We start from the raw sequence: 19,966 nt of genomic DNA, 5'->3' as shown, positions 1-19,966 counted from the left end.
TGATTTTCGAAGTACAACGGAAAGGAACGGTTTAACTTCATATGAAATCTAGCAGTATTAACGCTTCTCTTGATAAAGGTTGCCTAAGTGCAACCTTTATCAAGATGATTGCGCTATTGTGTATGACTATCGATCATATTGCCGCATATTCTTTTGAAATAGCAATTATAGGCAGATATTCAGATTTAATGCGTTCTTTTGGTCGCATAGCGGCTCCGATCTTCTTATACTTTGTGATTGAAAGCTACAAAAAAACAAGCAACAAAGAACGGTTTTTACTTCGCCTTTATATTGCCGCTTGTATTGTGGGACTGTGTAACTATTTCGCTTCAACTGTGGTACTTCAATCCACTGTAACTTTCGGCAATATTCTCCACACGTTCGTTTGGACGATAGCCATTGTCTACCTATTTGAACGATTAAAAAAGGCATATGCAAGCAAAAACTATAAATCCATGATATTCAGCCTATGCATAGCGGCTATAATTGTGATTGCTTTGCATTATATTGAAATTGGTCTTTTAGGGCTTGCTTCAACTGCCGCAACAGAGACCTCACGTGAAATCTTCTGGCAGTCGCATAAGATATTTTTGGCATTTTTCAACAGTCCAAGACAGGTGGATTATTCTTTCGGCTTTGTAGCACTGGGTGTTATTTGGTATCTCCAAAAAACAAAACTTGTTCATTGCATTTCCTTTGCGGGACTATGGTTTGTATTGGGAACTTTTACATACGCATCAAGCTATTTCGACGTAAATTATCTTCATGATATTTCATTGCCTGTGATGGTTATAATCGTAGCTCTCATCGCTATCTATAACGGCGAACGTGGACGTGGTATGAAATATTTCTTCTACATCTATTATCCCGTTCATTGTTACATAATCGTAATCGTGACAAAGCTAATGGGTTATCTTTAAAGCGGTTATTTTAGAATACTCGAAATGGACAGCACACAACTTTGTCCCTCGATATATATCCCAACTGTAATATTGAGATTAGTGCTCTGTAAAATTAGGAAGGAGGATGTCCCGTGAAGAAATCGTTGATTATTTTACTCGGCATATGTCTTTGTTTCACCATCGTCTTTGCAACCCAGAACTCACTTTCTATGTCGGACACGCACAATGTTGAACTTATTACTGATGACAACAGCGCTGAAGTCGGCAAAGAGGTTTTCAATCAAACTGTTCCTCAAGTTTCCGACGGTGAACACATTGATTCCTCTGATGTAAATAGTCCAGAATTCCTGATTGCAGAGATTCAAATTCCTGAGAATCCTTTCTTCAGCACTCTTGCCAGCGACCAATGTCTCCCCGGTGATTCCGTCCAAGAAATCCTGACGATTGATAATGTGACTCCAGAAATTATAATTCCAAATGGAGCCGTTGGTGTTTTTTCAAAAGATGCGTCCACTGGATGGACTTGCAATGCAGGAGATATACTTAGCTTTTCCTTTGAAAAATATCCTATGGAAACTGGCACCAGTCAAACGCTCGGCATAGGGCATATAAAAGATGGCGTGATGTATGAGGTGCAAGCTTTTAGAGATTCTCTAGATGGAACGTATAATTTTACTATCCAAGAAGATGGTGTTTATTATATCTACGTGATTGGCCTATCCTCTGATCCAATTTCCTTGAAAGAAAGTGCTATTGAAATATTGTAACGCCGATAAAAAATGCTGTAAAATAACGCCGCCAAGGCGTAGGACTTCCCTACACCTTGGCGGCGTTTGATTATTCTTGCAAGGCAGTGCACACGTCGTTTAGAAATTCGTCGTCTGCGCCCCATGAGAATTTGAACAACATCCCCTGTGCTGATCCTCCAGACATAACAATGATGTCGTGTTCGATGGGAGAATGAGAATAGATGCTGACGGCACAACAGGAGACGTTGCTATTGCGCATAAAATACTTTTCAATGAGCAAATTGGTCAGCTGCCCCGTCTGCTCCATCTCCACTTCTACGCTCATGCCTAGCTGTTCTAGGTTTTGGATAACATTGTTGAATTGGATGACTTTGTTATGCTTGAATGTTCTTTTTACCATGGGAGGGTCCTTTCTTAGTCATACGCATCTGGTAGGCCTAAATTACTTTCATCCAGATATTGATAGTTGTCAGGGTCTAGGCCAGTGCGCAGGCTATCAGGGATATTGGCTTGGTTATTATAAACCCAGTATTGCCCGTCGATATAGCCTACAAAGTTGAAAATTTCTTGTAGTGTATCGGTGGCAGAGAAGCCTGAAATTAACAGGGTATATGCCCACAAATTCTCATTGACCTGCTCCATTGACTGGATAAAATAGGTGTCAATGGTATCAGGGCTAGACAAATACGCCTCTCTTTGATTTTCATCTGGAATATAGATATACCCAATGGCCGCTTGGGTGCCCTCTTTCATGGCTTCTAAATAGGTCAGCATGGCAGAAGTGAATGGACTTTGCTCATAGCTGTTGGCAGAGACTTCAAATTGACCAATCACGGTTACACCGTCATGAAGATACAGGTTGATTGTACTGGGCTCCGTCTGCGCCGTTTCCATATAGTCCGCAGCTTCTTCTGGCGTGCTCACCCAAGCGCCTGGGGTTTCTGATTCACGAATATAACCTTTCACACCATCTGCATTTTGTGCCAACTGTAAATCTGGTGTTTCCAGATTGCTGTCTTTCACAGCCTGCCCATAGGTTTCACCATTTTCGTTGACGGGATAGCCATTGGCAAGAATATCCTCCACGGTGGGGATGACGAGGGTGCCGTCTGTTGATTTTTCTGTTTCGGATTCTGGAAGCACACCCGCTGTTTCTGGCTCTGTCAGCATAAGGTCAACCGTCCATACATCGTCGTAAAGTGGGGTTATATCAATGGAATGCCACGCTCCGTCTCCTTGCTCATATGCATAGATGCCAAATGCAGACAATTTCAAGGTATAAGCTTGATTGGCCTCTAGCTGTGCATTTTCTACAGCAATCTTCAAACAAAACTGGTTATCTTGCAAGGCGTCATCTTCATCGCTGTAAACATATTGGATGATTGTGCCATCCATACTGTCAAACAGGGTTCCTTCCGTTGCATTACCGAAACGATAGTTGTTCAAGGGCACTTCATCCCAACCAGTGTATAGTAAAACAGAGTCTAGCTGCGTGGCTGTCACCAACAGCTGTATGCTTGCACCTGTTGGGGTTGCCAGTTGTTGTGTTACCTCGACGTCTAAAACCTCCGCCCCCACAATCTCCGTTTCAAACACAGCTGTCGGGCCATCGGCACCGCCGATGATCGCAATGTCTTTTGCCTCAGCCCCTGTAAAGGTAAAACCAATGACACACATGACCACCACGGAAAGCCCAATCACCGTGTATCGTGCCATGTTGGGCTTGTTTGCAATGCGACCAATCCGCTCTTTTAGGGTTTTCTTGCCACCCACCATGGTGGAGGCGGTCATCAATAACGATGGGGTTTGGGCGCAGGTCATCTCTAGCAGTGTCCGTCCATAGGCGATGCGGTCTGAAATGGTAAAGGATTCCATAGTGGATTCATCACAGGCCAATTCGCAGTCACGACAACTGAGCACAGCGGCGCACCACACCAGTGGATTGTACCAATGCACCACCAGACACAGGCAGCGGAGCAAACTCCAAATATGGTCGCCATGGCGGTGATGATTGCCCTCGTGAGCCAACACATGGGCAAGTTGTTGGGGGTTGTCCACCGTGGTGGGGGTGACATAAATGGCAGAGCCAAACAGGCAAGGGGTGGCCAAGCCATCCACCATGTAGACTGGCAATTTGGTGCTATCATCATCCAACAACACACGGTTGCGTTTCAACATCCGTCCAAACCGAAGGTTGGTGTAGCCAAACCACAGACCCACCGCAATGCTACCAGTAATCCAAAGTGCTGTGATGATGGTTTCCATAGATGGCAGTTGTGGCGTGGCCTCCACTGATACAGATGGCTCCAACGTGGGAATCAGTTCCACTGTTGGTGTGTCCGCTGTCACCGTTGGCAAAATCGCTTCTTGGGCGATGAGAAAATCAGGCTCTTGTGTTACATTGTTGACGCTCATAGCCGTGCTGCCAAATTGCACAGGCACTAGCAACCGCACTAATACCAATCCCCACAGGGCGTACTGCACCCGTTGGGTGATGCGCCCACGGAGCAAGCGCCGTAGTGCCACGATGCACACAATCAGTACCGAAGATGATAAAATCCATTGGGTCATAGTCATTCCTCCATGCCTTGTAATAAGGCGTACAACTGGGCCAATTCCTCCTTAGATAGGGGTGCTTCTTGGGTCATGGCGCTGACCATCATAGTCAAACTCCCTTGGTACACACGGTCTAAAAAGGCTTTGGTTTCTTGCTGTGCCACTTGGTTCCGCTCCACTGTGGGGTAAAACAGCTTCTTCCCTTGGGTGCTATCACTGCCCACCGCCCCTTTGGCTTCTAGCCGTGTCAATAGGGTCAAGGTGGTACTGCGAGACCAATCCATGGCATCCTCCAAAAAAGACACCACCTCTCGCCCAGTTTGCGGGGACTTGTCCCACAAACACTCCATCACACTCCACTCCGCCGTGGTTAAAGTCAATTCCATAAGACCACCTCCTGTCTATCTTTGTAGACAAAGTATAGCAGACTTGTTGACATTTGTCAACAAGTAATGTATGATGATGGAAAACTATCCTACTTACGCATCCAAGATAGCTTGCCAAGCGTCCATCAATGCTTGGGCGGTGGCTACGCTTGCGTGGAACTCGTTAGACTCAGTGTCTTGTATGCTGATGTAGTATGCGAAGGAGTCCTCATTGCCTCGATAGCAACAATCACTCAAGGCATAGCAAAGCTGGCTTAAATGAGACAATTCATCGGTGGATAATTGAGATACCTGCTCCCAATCCATGGCAGTGGTGGCTTTGGTCAAATTGCCCCAAGTTTCCAGAAGGATTTCCTGCTCTGGGTATAGCAATTCTATGTAATACGGCACATAGTCCATCTGAACAAAGATGTTGACCCCAGACACAAAGACTTTGGTTTCCTCTAGTAATTCTACCTCATCTCCTTGGCTGTTAGCCAAGGCTTCAAATTGGTCGCCTAGATTGAAATACACATCATTTTGCTGATCAATACGACGGATGATGGCTTGTTGCAATACATCGCTATGGTCATTGACCGCCACTTCTGTATCTGCCTGGAATAGAGCACTCCCCAACACCAAGCACACTAAAAATCCACAGAGAAATGCAATCAAAACCTTGTACCGTAAGATGATATTTTTCATAAAAACCTCCTGTTTTTTGTGGCAACAATTACTTAATCAAAATCTTCTGGTGAACGAGGGATTATCAAGGTGGCAAGAACATACACCAAAATACCAGTGCCACCCAAACCACCTAGCAACACAAATGCCAGACGCACAAGTGTGGGGTCAATGCCAAAATATTCCGCCACACCAGCACAAACACCAGCCACTATTTTATCGGTAGATTTATAAAGTTTTTTGTCCATAATTTTCTCCTTGCTTCTATGTGTTGTATGTAGGTTCACCCCCATCTTACAACAACTTCCAGCCGTTTGCAATCTATTTGTGACCAAATTGTGATGACTTTGTAAATGCAATGTGGTATACTGGGGAAAATAGGAAAATTATGCACAGCTCAGTGGAACAAAACGAAAGATAATCCGTCTAAGAGAGTGAGGACTCGCACACTTTATTACAAGGAGGGGCTTGTTATGAAGCAACCATACAAAATCGGCATTTTACTGGCCTGCATCATTGCGTTGATTGTGGCCACCCAGATGCCTTACGCCACCTCCGTGGAACAGTGCAATCTAACCCAGCTGCCAGAAGAATTTGCACAGGCGCTAGAGGCGCAGGTGTTGCAAGATGGCGGTGATTGGCAGTTTGACACTGTTTTGGTGGCAGAGAGCCGTTATCTCTTTACTGGCACCCATACCACTCTCTACGCACCTGCCGCCATGGTGACAGTGCGAGATGTGGGCACTGCAGGCACCAGCGATTGGGCAGTGGGCTTGAAAGTGGAGCAAATGACATGGGTGGATGGCGTAATTGACACGCCACCCCAAAGCACGCCAAACCTATCCGCTGTGACCTTTGACCTATCCGCTGATAGTAACACATGGTTGCGGTATGATGAAGGCGTCTATGGTGTGGGCACCGACATTCGCCCCATTTTGGTAGAGCCAACCGCCAACGCTTCTGCATGGCAAGCCATTGGAGCCTCCACCGTCAACTCCGCCATTACCCCCAACGCAACCGCCACAGCCACAGTCACATGGCAAGGCACCCTCACTTTGGACGGAACAGGCTACGCCTTCCAAGTATCTGCTGAGGATGGGTACATCAACAACGCAGGCTAAAGGAGAACACCCCATAACACGAAAAAACATCGCCTATATCCTAGCCACCATCGCCGTGGCGGTGGCGGTTTGCTATTACTTATACACCGTCAATGCCCTCTATGATGGAGGGTTGATTGGCAGTCTAACGCCTTATTTTTTCACCATACATTCACCTACAAATTTATAGCGCATATCACTGGCGACCGTAACGAAACGCCTTTGGGCGTCTACTGGTTTGTCAATCCAGAGAACACCAGCTACGATTGGATTGAACTTGATTTGTTGACAGGAGAGATTGCAATTTTGTAAGGCGGTGTGGATTCATGCCGTCACGAACAGGAGGAATACTATGAAACAATTCTTATCCACCAGACTTGGACGCACTATTTGCTCCACCTTTTTGTTTGCGCTCTTGGTATGTTTACTCCATAACTATCCGCTAAATCAAATTCATGGGCGGTCAGATGCCGCCATCATTGTGGGCTTCTTTGGGGTGTTGCTGCTGCTAATTTCCTGTGGATTTGGGCTAAAACCTCTGACCATCGCCACCATCGGTGGTTATGTTGCGGCACTTGTATTGGGGATGGTATTCAACACCAATGGGGTAGATGCTGGCGGTGGTTCCACCAACAATTTATGGATTATCTGGCTCTTTAGCTATTGGGTGTTTTTAGGAATTGGACTGGTTGTTAGCCTTGCGCTGAACTACCGAAAACGAAAGGAGCGGTGAACGCTATGACGTGTCCCTATTGTAACGCAGAAATGAAGCAGGGCTCCCTTGTGACCGCTAAAGATTTAAGCTTTTATTGGTTGCCAAAAGGCAAGCGATTCCCTCTCTTGCTAACCAGCATCCACAAAATAGGCGGTGAAATCCTAGGCTATACCAATGGGCTGATACGCTCAGAATTGGCATTTTACCGCTGTGAAACCTGCGATATTGGCATATCCCCACTGTCGGAAAAAGGTTGATGCCGCTATAAAAGGAGAAACACATGAAAAAACAACTAAAATACGCAATCTACCTCTGTGTTTTTGCCCTGTGCGTGATGGGTTTTCTCAATACATATTCTTTCTCATCCACCATCAGCCAAACCATTCCTGCCACGGTGTACAAGGACGGCGTAGCGGTGGAAGAAACCACCGTCACCATAGAGGGAAAGCGTACCAACTACCTGTTCCACGACAACGAACGTTACACTGGCACCTTTGCCATCGACTGTATGGAATGGACGACCCGTGACACCCAATCGGTGCTGATTACTTGGGACAATGACGATCATTTGCAAAAATTCAGCTACTGGGACTATCCCCCTGAAATCCAAGATGACATTTGCTATCACATGCTCATTAGCGACGACATGACCCAGTTTGGTCTATTGCGTAGAGATGGTGCCTTCATCACCACCGCCCCAGAGGTGCTAGCCTTGATGGAGAAGCATTTTGCGCTCAACAACACCAGCGGCGCCAGTGTCAGTGATGTACAGTTAATCCCACCCTTGGAGACGCTAGAGCCTATCCCCACCTTGACGGAAGCGGATTTGTTAGAAACGACTACCGAAATAGCACCCGCTGAAACCATCGAAGTCAAAAAAGTCATCTACACCCAGATGGCGGATGTGACCCATGACGGCATTGATGATGTGATTGAAACGTCTATCACCATTCTTTCTGATATGCAAGACAAAACTTTGAAAGCACTGCTGAAGATGACCATTCCCTGTGATATTGCCGTCTATGACACCACCCTTTCCACAAATAAACCCATTTATGAGCAGAGCTATGGTGCGCCCCATACCGCAAACGGACAGCTAAGTCTGGTGGAAGTGGACGGTCTATTCTACCTGTTAGAGGGCAGCCTCTACGCAGGTCAGGGTGCGTATACCTTTGTACATAGCATATTCTCCTTGGATAACCAAGGAAATCGCCAAGTGCAAACAGAAGATAGTGCCGAAGGACAGCTGAGCGATGGGGATGCAGCAAGCAAAATCCAAGCCTATTTCAGCAATCTAACCCCTTGGATAGAAAGCGCCACCGCCATTGCCATTTTGGATATTAACTTAGAAAATCAGATGGTGAGTACGGAAAACGAGAGCTATCTGGCTAAAGATTACTACGAAGCCATGTCTGTATATTATAGCGAGATGACCGACGAGTATGCCCTCCTTGGCTGAGCATCATCAAACAGTATGAAACTATGTTGAAAATGGAGATACCATCATGAACCGAAAAATTCTTTCGCTGCTCACTCTATCCATCACCCTTCTAACCCTCACCGCTTGCCAAAACACCCCTGAATCTATGTCAGGTGGCGAGGTGACAGGGCCCACGTCCACTTTGTTTATGTTTTTTGGCATTGTGTTTGCAGTATCCATCGCTTTGGGTGTAGCGCTTTGGTATGCACGAACCCATCATGAAATTCATCCTAATTGGATAAAAATTCTCGATTGTGGGTTTGTTGCATTGTTCAGTGGCACCATGTTCCCCTTGAATTTTGAAACCATGTTTACCAGTGGCAGAGGGGTGTCCATCATACTATATGTGTATGTGATATATAAAAATTGTTGTTCCATCAAAGCTACCACAGACAAAGTTACGACCCAAGTGGCACTCTTCTTCGGCAGTGCTATGGCAGGTTTGGTGGCACGCTATTGCCTCGAATTAGGGGAAGTGTCTAATGCTGAGAATTTCACGCCTATTCATTTGGCCATTTTCTTTGGTGTGTATGTGTGTATTTTTGGTGTGGCGAAAAGGGTGGAGATGCCACGATGAAACAGCCCATTCACCGTTCTGATTTGCGACTCAAATGCGGTATGATTTACTATGGCACATTGCGAAAATGGATGTGGTTCCGTTGCAATCATCAATTTGCCAAAACCAGAGCTTTGGCACCCTTGCCTTACACAGCCTTTGCCCATAAAACCATCTTGCGACGACCGCTCAAAGATGTGGAGATGTGGATGCAGGAGAACAAAATCATCAATCTCAATCTGGCTGTTCCCCATGTTCACGGCATTCTTCTGCGACCTGGGGAAACCTTCAGCTATTGGAAGTGCATCGGCAAGCCAAGAAAGTCCAAAGGCTATGTGGACGGCATGATTTTGCGCAATGGAACGTTCACTGCTGGCACTGGTGGTGGATTGTGCCAACTGGCTAACCTCATCTTTTGGATGACCCTCCACACCCCTTTGACGGTGGTGGAGCGCCATCGCCATGGCTATGACGTGTTCCCGGACAGCAATCGCACCCAACCTTTCGGCTCTGGTGCCACCTGCTTTTATCCACATGGTGATTTGATGATTCGCAACGATACCCAAGATACTTACCAGCTGTTGGTGACGGTGGGCAACACCCACTTGGAGGGTGCTTGGCAGGTGTCGACAAAGCCAGAATACCGCTATGAAATTGTAGAGCGAAACCACAAAATGGAAGGTGAATACTGGGGCGGTTACAGCCGTCACAACGAGCTGTACCAACAAGTGTTTGACAGCCAAGGTGCACTTGTAGATGACCATCTGGTGGTGAAAAACCACGCCATTATGACCTATGCGCCTTTTTTAGAAACAAAAGAGAAAGAAGAAACGCCATGATTACCATTTTTAACCGTAAAGAATTGCGCATTACCTATTCACTGCTAGAACGGCAACGGATTTGCGATGCCTTGAACAATCACAATATTCCGTATTACACCAAAGTATTCAATCCATCCAATGGTGGTGGCATGGGGCGTGGTCGCCAAGGCTCCTTTGGGCTCAACACCCAAGTCATGTACGAGTACACGATCTATGTGAAAAAGGCAGATTATGAATTGGCACGCCATGTGATAGAGTGAGAACACAGGAGACTCCATGAACAAGAAAAAATTTCTCATACTTCTAGCCACTATCCTTGTGGCTGGATTGACAATTTGGCGGTTATGGCCTTGTGCTTTGACTGGGCACTTGGGAGATGTATCCCAAGTCATCAGGATTGATGGCGCATTGACCATCAGCGGCATCAAATCGGAAGTAGCCCCCCTCAACTCCAACCTATATATGGAAACCTACACCTTGTCTGTCGCAGCGGATGACCATGTATTGCAAGCTGTTTTGGAGATTTTGGCACAAGCCAGCGTGAGGAACGATTTCCGCAATTTGTTGCCGTGGGCGCTGGCTTCCGTTGGCTCTGATGGCGATTATGATGGCCGCTCCATCACCCTTGCATTGCAATGGGAGGACGATGCACACTGCTCCCTGTCATTTCTAGACCCTACCACCGTGGCTGTGGGTCTCGACGATGGCTTTGCTGTGTATCATTTAATTAACACCGCCTCCTTCGAGACATTGGCAACGTTGATGATGACAGAGGGAACTAAGACCAATTGAGCTTTGTTAAATGTCAGCATTGAACACATTTTTAAGCCGTTGAAAATAACATATAATTTAATCTATTTCCTAACTGAAATAGTTGTAAAACGACTTAAAAGGTCATCACTTTTCAAAATCGAAAAGCGATGACCTTTTATACTACGAGATAACTAAACGCATATGGTTACTCAGACAACCCAATACACGCTCTCAGCAATTCCAACTGCTTGGAATAATCGTTCACCTGTACTTTATCGGTCAAGTCCACATAAAACTTTAGAACAACATAACAACCATCGACCACTGTAATAGAAAAATCTGCGTACATCTGGAACAGCAGAGCGAGAAATGTATGCCATTGGTTTTGAGGACACACTGCACTATCAAGCGAGTGATATTTAAGCTGTATGCTCCCCTTACCCACACTCTCATCATATTCAATACGAAGGTCTGCAATGGTTTCATCTGCAAAGCGTTCCAACGGCTTATATAACTCATGAAACATCGCTACTTTTTCAGCATTGATCGAATGTTTGTATTGGGCTATATCAACTGCCACATAATTTGAAAGCGCTTCTACAGATGGGGGCTGCAAATCTGAAAAATCCATGTCCGCATTGTCCGCCCCCTTGGATAACGATGCCTGCTCTGATTCAAAATCTTGCAGGAAATTCCGTGCGAAAACTTCCATATCGCTTCTCTCCCTCGAACTTTTCATTGTGTATCTGGATACACAATAACACGCTTTTTCTTCCTTTGCGCATACTCCAATGTCTTAGCGGCACCGCCCCAACCATGGGTGACATACGCCACCACGACGTCACTTTCGATGACCATGATCTCATTGCGCCTTAAGATGGCAAAGCGTTTGGGCACCAGTTCCAATTCGGGATAATAGGTGTAATCATAGTCCACAGCATAAGGATTTTCTTGCAAATATGCCAACACTAAAATGCTTTGAATATGGGGAGAACGCTCTTTTTCTTTCTGAAGCACCCCGGAAACCAGTCTATCAAAACCACCGTGCCCCCCGCAATAAAAATGGGTGGCACCCTCGTTAATCAGCTGTCGGATGACCGTTTCAACCCAACTACGCACTTTTTCGCTGCCATACACATCATTGTGTCCGCAAAATGTTACTATCATAAATTCACCCTTCTTTTATTAGACATAAACAATATTGCCTATAACGCTTTCTATCAATTATAGGCAATAATAGAGATATGTCAATAGGAGATGGAGGTGTTTTGATTGATTTCCTATGAACCGCTATGGCAAACAATGAAGCTAAAAAATGCAACAACGTATACATTGCAAGTAAAAGGAAATATCAGTAGCTCCACCATTCGGCGCTTAAAGGCGTCGGAATCGGTATCAACCAACACGCTAGATGCTTTGTGTGCAATTCTAAATTGTTGTATAGATGATGTGATTGCCTATTTGCCTGACCAACCAAACTCTATAACCGAATAAACCAAACATATCTCTAGCCTTGGATGCAGCTGCGTCTGGGGCTAGTTTTTTCTATAAACGCAAGCGAATACACCCGAATATAGGTGTATTCTATCATGCACTTATTTTCAAAGTCAACCCGTATTCGGGTATAAACGCTTATTTCTACTTGTATCCTATAACTATACCCGAATACAGGTGGAGGCACACAACTATGAGCTATGAAGAAATTCTCATCGAACGCATTGCAACCCTTTGCAAACAACGTGGTATCAGCTATTACAAATTATCTCAAATGGCAGGACTCAACCAATCAACCATCGACAATATCATGCGTGGCGTGACAAAAAATCCACGCATCCAAACGCTACACCACATTGCATTAGGGTTCAGTATGACCTTGGCTGAGTTTTTAGACTTCGATACTCTTAATGATTATGCTTTTCTCGAAGATGACAAAAACTGATATAAAAGCCCTAAATCTAGTTGAAAAAACCTCAACTAGATTTGAGATAATTCTTATGCTATACTCTAGTTGTATTTAGGTCGGAGCAAAGAGGTCGGAGCAAAGAGGTCGGAGGTCTAGCGGTTGGGGGACTAAGTGCGCCCAAATTGCTTCACTTTCTAAGAGCTGACACAAATACAAATTATATATGACACACTAAGACTGTAATGATTTCTCATGAAAATGGGGACATTGCAGTCTTTTTTTGTGCCAAAATTTGAAAGGAGTTTACACATGAATGCAAACTAGCAAATTGATGCCCGTAGGCTATCAGGACAAATCCAGCGCAGTGTATCTGTCTGCGTATGCAGACACCGTTATCTATGAGCAGGAGCAAAACCATAAAATTCTGCGTGCCATCCGTTTTGGAGGGTACCCAGAAATGGTGCGTGCGCTTTCAGATGCCGTCTATGGTGGTGGTAGTGTGCGTGTGGAATATGCAGGAGAGCATATGTATCTCACCAGTATTCCCAAGCACTATCAGCGCCAGTTATCCCATGATGGTGTCTATGCCGAAGCAACCCTATTGGCAACGGATGACGAACAGCAAGAAGACAAAAAATCCAAAGAGAACCAGCAAGACGAAACCGAAGATGAGGCACAAACCTCTCTTGAGATGCCACCACGCAGATGCTGTATCTTTTGCCCCCAAGGGGACAGAGATGCACTCTTTGCTGAAGTGGATCGAAAAACAGCAGTGCCACTGATTCCAGAATTTCGAGACTATATCCTAGATGAGCTAGAAGCACGAGGCATTCTCAAGCAACTCATTGTCCATTCCGCCAGTGAAAAACTGGATGCATGGGTGATGAAGTGCGACAAGGAGGATGCCAACATTGTTTCAGTTGTGGAGGACGGCTTGAAAAGTGGCAAAATTGCCATTCCTGGCACCGTGGTCAACCCCCACGGGTTTGATGAAGTGACTGGTGTGACTAGCTACCTCAACACCTTTGGTGTGACAGTGGCCGAGCGCATTAGAAGCCAATTCACGCCGCTATTTGACCCAGCCAATGAGCCACTCTCTGATGAAATTCTCACCATCAACGATTACATCCAGAGTCAAGCAGGATACAGCCTATATGGCCCCCAGTTGGCCGTGGCAGAGGCAATCAAACGACTGCTAAGAAAAGAGAAATGTGGCTTTATCATTGCGGAATGCGGTACCGGCAAAACCAAAATTGGCTCTACAGCCATCGCCGCCTCCCAAGCATTAAAAGCATTGCATACAAAGGCAAAGACCTTCAACATCATTCTTTGCCCCTCCCATGTGGCAAAGAAATGGGCACGAGAAATCGCAGAAACCCTCCCCAACACAGTAGGTGTAGTGGTGCGCAGCATGACCGAGTTCGATAAGCTGTATGCACTCTACCAAAAGGGTGACAAAAGTATGTATGCCATTATTTCCAAAGAAAAAGCACGAGATGGGTACATGAAACAGCCTACCGTGGTATGGAATAAGCGCAAACAATCCTTTGTATGCCCAGATTGTGGTGCCACACTGGAGATGCCTGTCACAGAAAATGATGTGTCTTACATGGTGCCTGCTGACCAGTTCTATTTCAAAAAAGAACATCGTGGCAATCACCAATGCCCCTATTGCCACACTTCATTGTGGTCATCGGTAAATCCACAAGCCCAAAACCTATGGTACAAAATTGGTGGCTATGGATGGATTTATCGCCCCCATGCCAATGCACATCTCAACGCCACCAAAAACCCACAATTAGTGGAACGCATCCAAGCGCTCATTGACCATCCAGAACGGCATTTTCGTATCAGAGGCGCTTGTCGTAGATACCCACTGAGTACCTACATCAAGAAAAAGTACAAGGGTAAAATCGACGGCTTAATTTGTGATGAGTTGCATCAGTACAACAATAACAGCGGTCAAGGTGATGCTATGGGAGAATTATTCAATGCCTCCAAAAAGGTCATCGGCATGACAGCCACCCTCATCAATGGATACAGTTCTGGGATTTTTCACTTACTGTTCCGTATGGTACCCCATCTAATGCGCAAGGACGGACAATTCCACAGTGCGCCCCAAATCTTTGATGCAGAATATGGTGTAATCGAAAACACCTATGAAATCAAAGAGGCTGATTATTCCGCCAATCGCCGCACGAAAAAGGGCAAAAAACAGAGTCGCCAGCTTCCCGGTGTCTCCCCATTGGTATTCTCACGCTTCCTTCTGGAACACGCTGCCTTCCTATCCCTCAATGATATGGGCAAGGAACTGCCTTCCTATGAGGAAATCCCCATTGCTTTGCCAATGGATACAGAAGTGGAAGAAGAATACGACACCATCGAAGCTGAGCTAAAAGCCATTCTGAAAACAGACAAGAAAGCAGCGCAAAAAATCCTATCTGCTTACTTAAATCTGCTGACAGTATTTCCAGACCAGCCCTATGAACAGTCTAAAATCCTACACCCCATAGACGGCTACACCATCGTGGAGCCCAAGGACATCACTGACTTTGACACCTTGGGTGCCAAAGAAGAAAAGGTGCTTCAACTGGTACAAGAAAAACTGGCACAAGGTGAAAAGGTGCTGATTTATTCCTCTTGGACGCGGACTGACTCTCGTGACAAATTGCAAAAGCTTTTGACTGACCACAATATTGCAACCTCTATTATGACGGATGCCATCGTGCCAGACAAGCGAGAAGAATGGGTGGAAAAACAGCTATCCAAAGGGATGCAGGTGCTCATCACCAATCCAACATTGGTAGAAACTGGACTCGACCTCAATGCCTTTACCACGTTGATTTTTTATAGCATGGGTTACAACCTGTTCACCCTCCGCCAAGCCTCACGCCGTAGTTGGCGCATCAATCAGCTAGCACCAAGCGTGCAAGTGTATATGCTCTTTTATCAGGGCACGATGCAAGCTAAGGCTATGAAGCTAATGGCATCCAAATTGGCTGTGGCAGGTATCATCGAAGGTTCCTTCTCCGAAGAAGGTCTCGCCGCTATGAGTGACGTGCAGGACATGACCTCGGTGATGGCCAAAGAGTTGATGCAAGGAATCCGTGACAACGTAGACGATATTGCCACTGCATTTAAGCGGATGGCCATCATCAATCCCGCTAGACAGCAGATTGCAAAAGCAACGCCTACACCAGAAACAATAGCACCCAAAACCGTGGAAACAACTTCTGTTGAAAATCAACACAAGTTAGCACATCCTGTCTTTGGATGCTTGACCGCAGAGGTGGTGGCAGAGCAAAGCAAGCAGCAGAAACAACGCAAAAAAACGAAGGCACGGATTGAAATTGTCAACCAAATGAGCCTGTTTGATTTTGCGGCATAACAACAGAAAGGACAACAATATGGCGAAAAAATACACCGTAGAAATCGAAGAAACATTGACTAAGCAAGTCGTTATTATGGCTGATACCCCCAGCAATGCAGAAGCCATGGTGCGTAGTCGCTACAAAAACGGGGAATTTGTGCTAGATGCAAGCAACTATTTCGGCACACAGTTCTCCACTTGGGAGGTGACGTCATGCAAGTGATTGCAAATCGGGCAGAGTTATTAACACTGTACAAAAAAGCGGCTAAATTGGCCAACAATTATTCCCCCATCGACGCTCTGAAAGGTGTGCTGATGGAAGCGGACAGCAGTACCAACACCCTGCGTCTTTCTAGCACCAATCTGGAAGTGTCCCTCCGTTTGACCATGTCTGCGGAGGTGCATCAATCTGGTGGTTGCGTGCTAGATGCCAAGTTGGGCACCGATATGTTCACCCTCATGGGTGGCGACACTGTGACCATGGTTTTGGATAATCGAAACACGCTGACCATTGACTGTGAACACGCCCATTATGGGGTGATCGTTCTGCCAGCTCAGACCTATCCCACCATGGAGCTACCCTATCCCGAAGATAGTGTGCAAGCCTCTGGCATTCCCTCCATGGTAAAACGAACAGGCTTTGCCGCCGCTGGTCCCGATGTGATGCAGTGCATTCATCTGGTCTTTTCAGAACACGGCATGAAAGCTGTGGGTGCTGATGGCACACGGATTATGACTTCTAAAGGCGAAAGCAAGGACGGTGCTTCTGTGCGAATGCTGATTCCTGCGAAAAGCATGGCAATTTTGGCTGGGTTGGTGGCTGACACAGATCAACTTTCTGTGGGCACCACAGGGAAGTTGATTTCTTTTATGACAAACAACTTTATCTTCACCGCTCGACTGATTCATGGAAATTATATCGACACCGATCTGATTTTAGGCAACTTCCAGCAGCAATTCATGGTGCTCACCGACGGGGTGGCTCTGTGGAAGCTCCTTGACAGTGCCGCTACGGTGGCAAAAGAAGGTTCCACAGTGGGGCTCACCTTTACAGGAAGTCGTATCACCGCACAGTGCGAAACCGAAGATGGTTCCGTAGAGGACAGCATGGAAGTCATTCCCCTCCGTGGCGAGCCAAAAGGGACGTATTATTACGGTGTGAAAAAGCTGATGCAATGCTTGAAAGCCTTTGACGGCAGTTTGCAACTGGAAATTGGTGCAGGTGGAATTTTGCTTCTTAGCGATCAAACCACATCCTGCTTCCACACAGCCAAGCGCAAGCCCATGCCTGTTGAATTGGCAAAGCCAAAAATTGCAGAGCAGGTAGAAAAGCCCAAGAAAACACGAAAGAAGAAAGAACTGCCATTGGCAGCATAGGTGAAGCAATGAAAAATCCTATCATATGCCGCTATTGTGGCGGAAAAATCACATTGGCTGACCCCAGAGAAATCTTCGGGGACAGCGTGGAACGTCTAGGTCTGGATGGAGAATACATCTATCTTTGCCGCACTTGCAATGCCCGTGTTGGCTGTCACAAGGGGACAACTCGTCCTCTTGGTAATGTGGCCAACGAAGTGTTGCGCTTGAAACGGCGAGAAACCCACCAGATTTTTGATACATTTTGGAGTGAAGCAGGCATGACCCGTACCAGAGCCTATCAATGGCTGGGACAACAAATGGGTATGTCAGCAAGAAAAGCACATATCGGCAGTTTTGAAATGGATCAGTGCCAACAGGTGATTGATTTGTGCCAACTGGGCGCAGATAGAAAGGCGGCATAAACCATGATACAAGTAGCTTTCAAACCGTTTCGATGCACCAGTTGCCTTGACCGCAATTTTCATCACGGTATTTCCAGATTGTATAACGGCACCATGCTCCAATCTGGAGAGTGCTATTGTTTTGGGCTTAAAAAACCACGGAAATTTAAGAAATCTGAACTGAAGCAGGCACCGCCCTCATGGTGCCCTCTGCGGAAAAGCCAAGTGGAACTGGCAGTCTTTGACTTTGAAGATGAAAATGCACGACAGATGTTTTCCTTCATGTATGACCATTGTGGTGGCGCCTGCACAGACGTTTACCGCCATCAACTCATAAGCCAATACACGGTATCATTCAGCGCCCAAGATTTCTGGATGGCTGATGACCAAGCTGCATTTTTGGAAGATATACCCGTGCCGAATTTTGGTATCATTTGCTTTGATGATGGTCTGCGGAAGCAATATTTCTTTAATGAAAATGGCTTTTTTGTCTACCAACCCTACATGAGAGAAACAAAACCAACAAAAGGAGATACAGAAACATGAGATATTCAAATGTACAAGTGCGTATGCCTGAAAACCTCCTTGATTCCACCAATACGGTCGAGTTTCAAGGTCAAACCTATCATTTAGGTGCAACACTCCCTCGCACACTGCAAACGGGACAAGGCACCATTTCACTGCTGAGCGATGGGTATACTGCCCAATTTGAGTTGATGGATGATGCCAACCAAGTGGTCGGCGAAGCGTGGTTTTACTGCTATCACAGCCACGAGGGAACGTTTTGGGCTGTGATGGACGAAGTAGAACTGTATGACAAGGAGGATTTGAAATGACCTTACGAGAAAAAATGCTGGCCGTTATGAATGACGTGGCCTTGCACATCACTGAGCGTGCAGAGTTAATTCAACTCATCGCCATCGCACTACTCACCCGCAAGAATCTATTTGTATTGGGTGAGCCTGGGCAGGCGAAATCCTTTGCCATCAATCTGTTCCGTGACCGCATTGAAGGGGCAACCCAATTCGAGCGACTCATGTCAAAACAGAGTGATGAGGAACAACTTTTTGGTCGCATTGACCTCCAGAGCCTTATCCCCGGCAGTGTGGCGCAAGACGTATTAAACCGTGACCCTGCGTACAGCAATATGCTGTCGTCGCTAGAGGGATTTCAGAAAACGCTGCTCCATAATCCCGGTGATCAAAATGCACTGAAAACAGCAAAAGACTGCGCCACCCAGATGGAAGATTACCGCAAAGTCTTGTCGTCACTTCATCAGGGCGACCCTCGGCTCATCACCACAGGGAAGATTCCAGAGGCCCATATTGTTTTTTTAGACGAGGCGTTCAAATGCAACGATGGTGTACTGAACTCCCTGTTGACGGCGCTGAATGAGCGCAAATATACCAACGAGGGGCGCACCTATCCCATTCCCACCATCTCATTCTTCACGGCCTCCAACGAGATTCCAAACTTCAATGACCCTAGTGAGAAGATTTTGGAAGCACTCTATGACCGCCTAGAGCTGAAATTGGTAACGGAGAACATCGAAGAACGCACCAATCGTCTAGCCATGATGACCAGCAAACAGCAGGGATATACCATGATGATTGACGCCACCATCACACTGGATGAATTATATGCCATGCAACAGGAAGTGGCGCAAGTCGCTGTTCCCGATGCTATGAATGAATTGGCTGACGACATCTTCTGTGAACTGCGTCGCTCTGGGTTGAAAGTCTCTGACCGTAAGCTTTTGAACTATGCTCCTATTGCACAGGCAATGGCATGGCTCTCTGGTCGCAACACTGTATCCAGCATGGATTTGCTGGCACTGAAATGGTATCTCTGGCAAAAACCTACTGACCGTCAGTTAGTAGATACCACTTTGGAACGGCTCTGCATCAATCCCTTGCAAGACAAGGTGCATACCATTCGTGGCATGGCTGATGAAATCCGTTTGGAATTTGAAGAAGCCTGCGCCAACGCCAGCGGCAGCCAAGGTGGAGAACTGCGTAAGCAAATGACCCGTCCACTGCAAAAATTCCGTGGCGAAATCGTCCGTCTCTACCGTCAGCAGGTGGAATTGTCTGCCGCTGCCCAAACTGAGGCGGAGCGTACCATGGTCAAAGAACTGCTGGAGGATATGGAAAAACTGAGCAAGCGGTCTCATGAAATGGCTGGGTTTACCTACGCCACTTTGGACCAGTTGGAACTGATGAATAACTAAAAATCAATTTATTTGGAGGAAT

The 19,966-nt window shown here is 46.2% G+C and carries 27 protein-coding genes; 20 read left to right on the top strand and 7 right to left on the bottom strand.

Features of this window, described 5'->3' with window-relative positions; translation table 11 throughout:
• The first annotated feature begins 41 nt into the window (after positions 1-41).
• A complete protein-coding gene (locus tag RFF05_RS08355) occupies positions 42-920 on the top strand; it encodes a TraX family protein (protein ID WP_409969896.1) in 879 nt (292 codons plus the stop codon).
• A 113-nt stretch (positions 921-1,033) separates the two neighbouring features.
• Entirely contained in the window at positions 1,034-1,669 is a 636-nt protein-coding gene (locus RFF05_RS08350) for a hypothetical protein (protein ID WP_409969895.1), read from the top strand.
• A 70-nt stretch (positions 1,670-1,739) separates the two neighbouring features.
• Here the strand turns inward: RFF05_RS08350 and RFF05_RS08345 are convergent, their stop codons facing one another.
• The 5 genes from RFF05_RS08345 to RFF05_RS08325 form a co-directional block, all read right to left on the bottom strand.
• Entirely contained in the window at positions 1,740-2,051 is a 312-nt protein-coding gene (locus RFF05_RS08345; protein ID WP_409969894.1) for a DUF6054 family protein, read from the bottom strand.
• 14 nt (positions 2,052-2,065) lie between these two features.
• A complete protein-coding gene (locus RFF05_RS08340; RefSeq protein ID WP_409969893.1) occupies positions 2,066-4,222 on the bottom strand; it encodes a M56 family metallopeptidase in 2,157 nt (718 codons plus the stop codon).
• Positions 4,223-4,224: 2 nt separating this feature from the next.
• Positions 4,225-4,593: a BlaI/MecI/CopY family transcriptional regulator gene (locus tag RFF05_RS08335; protein ID WP_409969892.1), complete on the bottom strand. Its 369-nt coding sequence runs from the start codon at positions 4,591-4,593 to the stop codon at positions 4,225-4,227.
• A gap of 93 nt (positions 4,594-4,686) precedes the next feature.
• Complete coding sequence (locus RFF05_RS08330; RefSeq protein ID WP_409969891.1) at positions 4,687-5,277, bottom strand: hypothetical protein; 591 nt, start codon at positions 5,275-5,277, stop codon at positions 4,687-4,689.
• 32 nt (positions 5,278-5,309) lie between these two features.
• Positions 5,310-5,504, bottom strand: a complete 195-nt coding sequence (locus tag RFF05_RS08325; protein WP_409968402.1) for a PspC domain-containing protein — start codon at positions 5,502-5,504, stop codon at positions 5,310-5,312.
• A gap of 225 nt (positions 5,505-5,729) precedes the next feature.
• Here RFF05_RS08325 and RFF05_RS08320 point away from each other — a divergent pair, with 225 nt between their 5' ends.
• From RFF05_RS08320 to RFF05_RS08280, 9 genes are all read left to right on the top strand, one after another.
• Positions 5,730-6,377: a hypothetical protein gene (locus tag RFF05_RS08320; protein ID WP_409969890.1), complete on the top strand. Its 648-nt coding sequence runs from the start codon at positions 5,730-5,732 to the stop codon at positions 6,375-6,377.
• Positions 6,352-6,546, top strand: a complete 195-nt coding sequence (locus RFF05_RS08315; protein ID WP_409969889.1) for a hypothetical protein — start codon at positions 6,352-6,354, stop codon at positions 6,544-6,546. Before RFF05_RS08320 ends, RFF05_RS08315 begins: the two co-directional genes overlap by 26 nt.
• 162 nt (positions 6,547-6,708) lie before the next feature.
• Positions 6,709-7,089: a hypothetical protein gene (locus tag RFF05_RS08310; RefSeq protein WP_409969888.1), complete on the top strand. Its 381-nt coding sequence runs from the start codon at positions 6,709-6,711 to the stop codon at positions 7,087-7,089.
• Positions 7,090-7,094: 5 nt separating this feature from the next.
• A complete protein-coding gene (locus tag RFF05_RS08305; RefSeq protein WP_409969887.1) occupies positions 7,095-7,328 on the top strand; it encodes a PF20097 family protein in 234 nt (77 codons plus the stop codon).
• A 23-nt stretch (positions 7,329-7,351) separates the two neighbouring features.
• Positions 7,352-8,530 carry a hypothetical protein gene (locus tag RFF05_RS08300; protein WP_409969886.1) on the top strand — a complete coding sequence of 393 codons (1,179 nt, stop codon included), beginning with the start codon at positions 7,352-7,354 and terminating at the stop codon, positions 8,528-8,530.
• Positions 8,531-8,576: 46 nt separating this feature from the next.
• The gene (locus tag RFF05_RS08295; RefSeq protein WP_409969885.1) at positions 8,577-9,128 is read left to right on the top strand and encodes a hypothetical protein; all 552 of its coding nucleotides are present in this window, start codon (positions 8,577-8,579) and stop codon (positions 9,126-9,128) included.
• A complete protein-coding gene (locus RFF05_RS08290) occupies positions 9,125-9,946 on the top strand; it encodes a VanW family protein (protein WP_409969884.1) in 822 nt (273 codons plus the stop codon). The genes RFF05_RS08295 and RFF05_RS08290 overlap by 4 nt, the downstream gene beginning before the upstream one ends.
• Positions 9,943-10,188 (top strand): hypothetical protein, encoded by a 246-nt coding sequence (locus tag RFF05_RS08285; RefSeq protein WP_409969883.1) that lies wholly within the window; start codon positions 9,943-9,945, stop codon positions 10,186-10,188. Before RFF05_RS08290 ends, RFF05_RS08285 begins: the two co-directional genes overlap by 4 nt.
• A gap of 16 nt (positions 10,189-10,204) precedes the next feature.
• Positions 10,205-10,720, top strand: a complete 516-nt coding sequence (locus RFF05_RS08280; RefSeq protein WP_409969882.1) for a hypothetical protein — start codon at positions 10,205-10,207, stop codon at positions 10,718-10,720.
• A gap of 166 nt (positions 10,721-10,886) precedes the next feature.
• Here the strand turns inward: RFF05_RS08280 and RFF05_RS08275 are convergent, their stop codons facing one another.
• The gene (locus RFF05_RS08275; protein WP_409969881.1) at positions 10,887-11,393 is read right to left on the bottom strand and encodes a hypothetical protein; all 507 of its coding nucleotides are present in this window, start codon (positions 11,391-11,393) and stop codon (positions 10,887-10,889) included.
• A 23-nt stretch (positions 11,394-11,416) separates the two neighbouring features.
• Positions 11,417-11,848, bottom strand: coding sequence for a hypothetical protein (locus RFF05_RS08270; RefSeq protein WP_409969880.1), 432 nt, complete (start codon positions 11,846-11,848; stop codon positions 11,417-11,419).
• 135 nt (positions 11,849-11,983) lie between these two features.
• Between RFF05_RS08270 and RFF05_RS08265 the strand changes: the two genes are divergently transcribed.
• From RFF05_RS08265 to RFF05_RS08225, 9 genes are all read left to right on the top strand, one after another.
• The gene (locus tag RFF05_RS08265; protein WP_409970094.1) at positions 11,984-12,175 is read left to right on the top strand and encodes a helix-turn-helix domain-containing protein; all 192 of its coding nucleotides are present in this window, start codon (positions 11,984-11,986) and stop codon (positions 12,173-12,175) included.
• A 193-nt stretch (positions 12,176-12,368) separates the two neighbouring features.
• A complete protein-coding gene (locus RFF05_RS08260) occupies positions 12,369-12,620 on the top strand; it encodes a helix-turn-helix domain-containing protein (RefSeq protein ID WP_409969879.1) in 252 nt (83 codons plus the stop codon).
• Positions 12,621-12,897: 277 nt separating this feature from the next.
• Entirely contained in the window at positions 12,898-15,972 is a 3,075-nt protein-coding gene (locus tag RFF05_RS08255) for a helicase-related protein (RefSeq protein ID WP_409969878.1), read from the top strand.
• A 19-nt stretch (positions 15,973-15,991) separates the two neighbouring features.
• On the top strand, positions 15,992-16,177 hold the full coding sequence (locus RFF05_RS08250) for a DpnD/PcfM family protein (protein WP_409969877.1): 186 nt from the start codon (positions 15,992-15,994) through the stop codon (positions 16,175-16,177).
• Entirely contained in the window at positions 16,168-17,331 is a 1,164-nt protein-coding gene (locus RFF05_RS08245) for a hypothetical protein (RefSeq protein WP_409969876.1), read from the top strand. The genes RFF05_RS08250 and RFF05_RS08245 overlap by 10 nt, the downstream gene beginning before the upstream one ends.
• 8 nt (positions 17,332-17,339) lie before the next feature.
• Positions 17,340-17,735: a zinc-finger-containing protein gene (locus RFF05_RS08240; RefSeq protein ID WP_409969875.1), complete on the top strand. Its 396-nt coding sequence runs from the start codon at positions 17,340-17,342 to the stop codon at positions 17,733-17,735.
• 3 nt (positions 17,736-17,738) lie between these two features.
• Positions 17,739-18,260, top strand: coding sequence for a hypothetical protein (locus RFF05_RS08235; protein WP_409969874.1), 522 nt, complete (start codon positions 17,739-17,741; stop codon positions 18,258-18,260).
• Positions 18,257-18,550: a hypothetical protein gene (locus tag RFF05_RS08230; RefSeq protein ID WP_409969873.1), complete on the top strand. Its 294-nt coding sequence runs from the start codon at positions 18,257-18,259 to the stop codon at positions 18,548-18,550. The genes RFF05_RS08235 and RFF05_RS08230 overlap by 4 nt, the downstream gene beginning before the upstream one ends.
• Positions 18,547-19,944, top strand: a complete 1,398-nt coding sequence (locus RFF05_RS08225) for an AAA family ATPase (protein WP_409969872.1) — start codon at positions 18,547-18,549, stop codon at positions 19,942-19,944. Before RFF05_RS08230 ends, RFF05_RS08225 begins: the two co-directional genes overlap by 4 nt.
• The last annotated feature ends 22 nt before the right edge of the window (positions 19,945-19,966 follow it).

The sequence above is a fragment of the Bengtsoniella intestinalis genome, assembly GCF_039719005.1.
GTDB classification, from domain to species: Bacteria; Bacillota; Clostridia; order Oscillospirales; family Oscillospiraceae; genus Oscillibacter; species Oscillibacter intestinalis.
The sequence above is the reverse complement of the archived record's forward strand: the minus strand, read 5'-3'. Positions and strand labels throughout refer to the sequence as shown.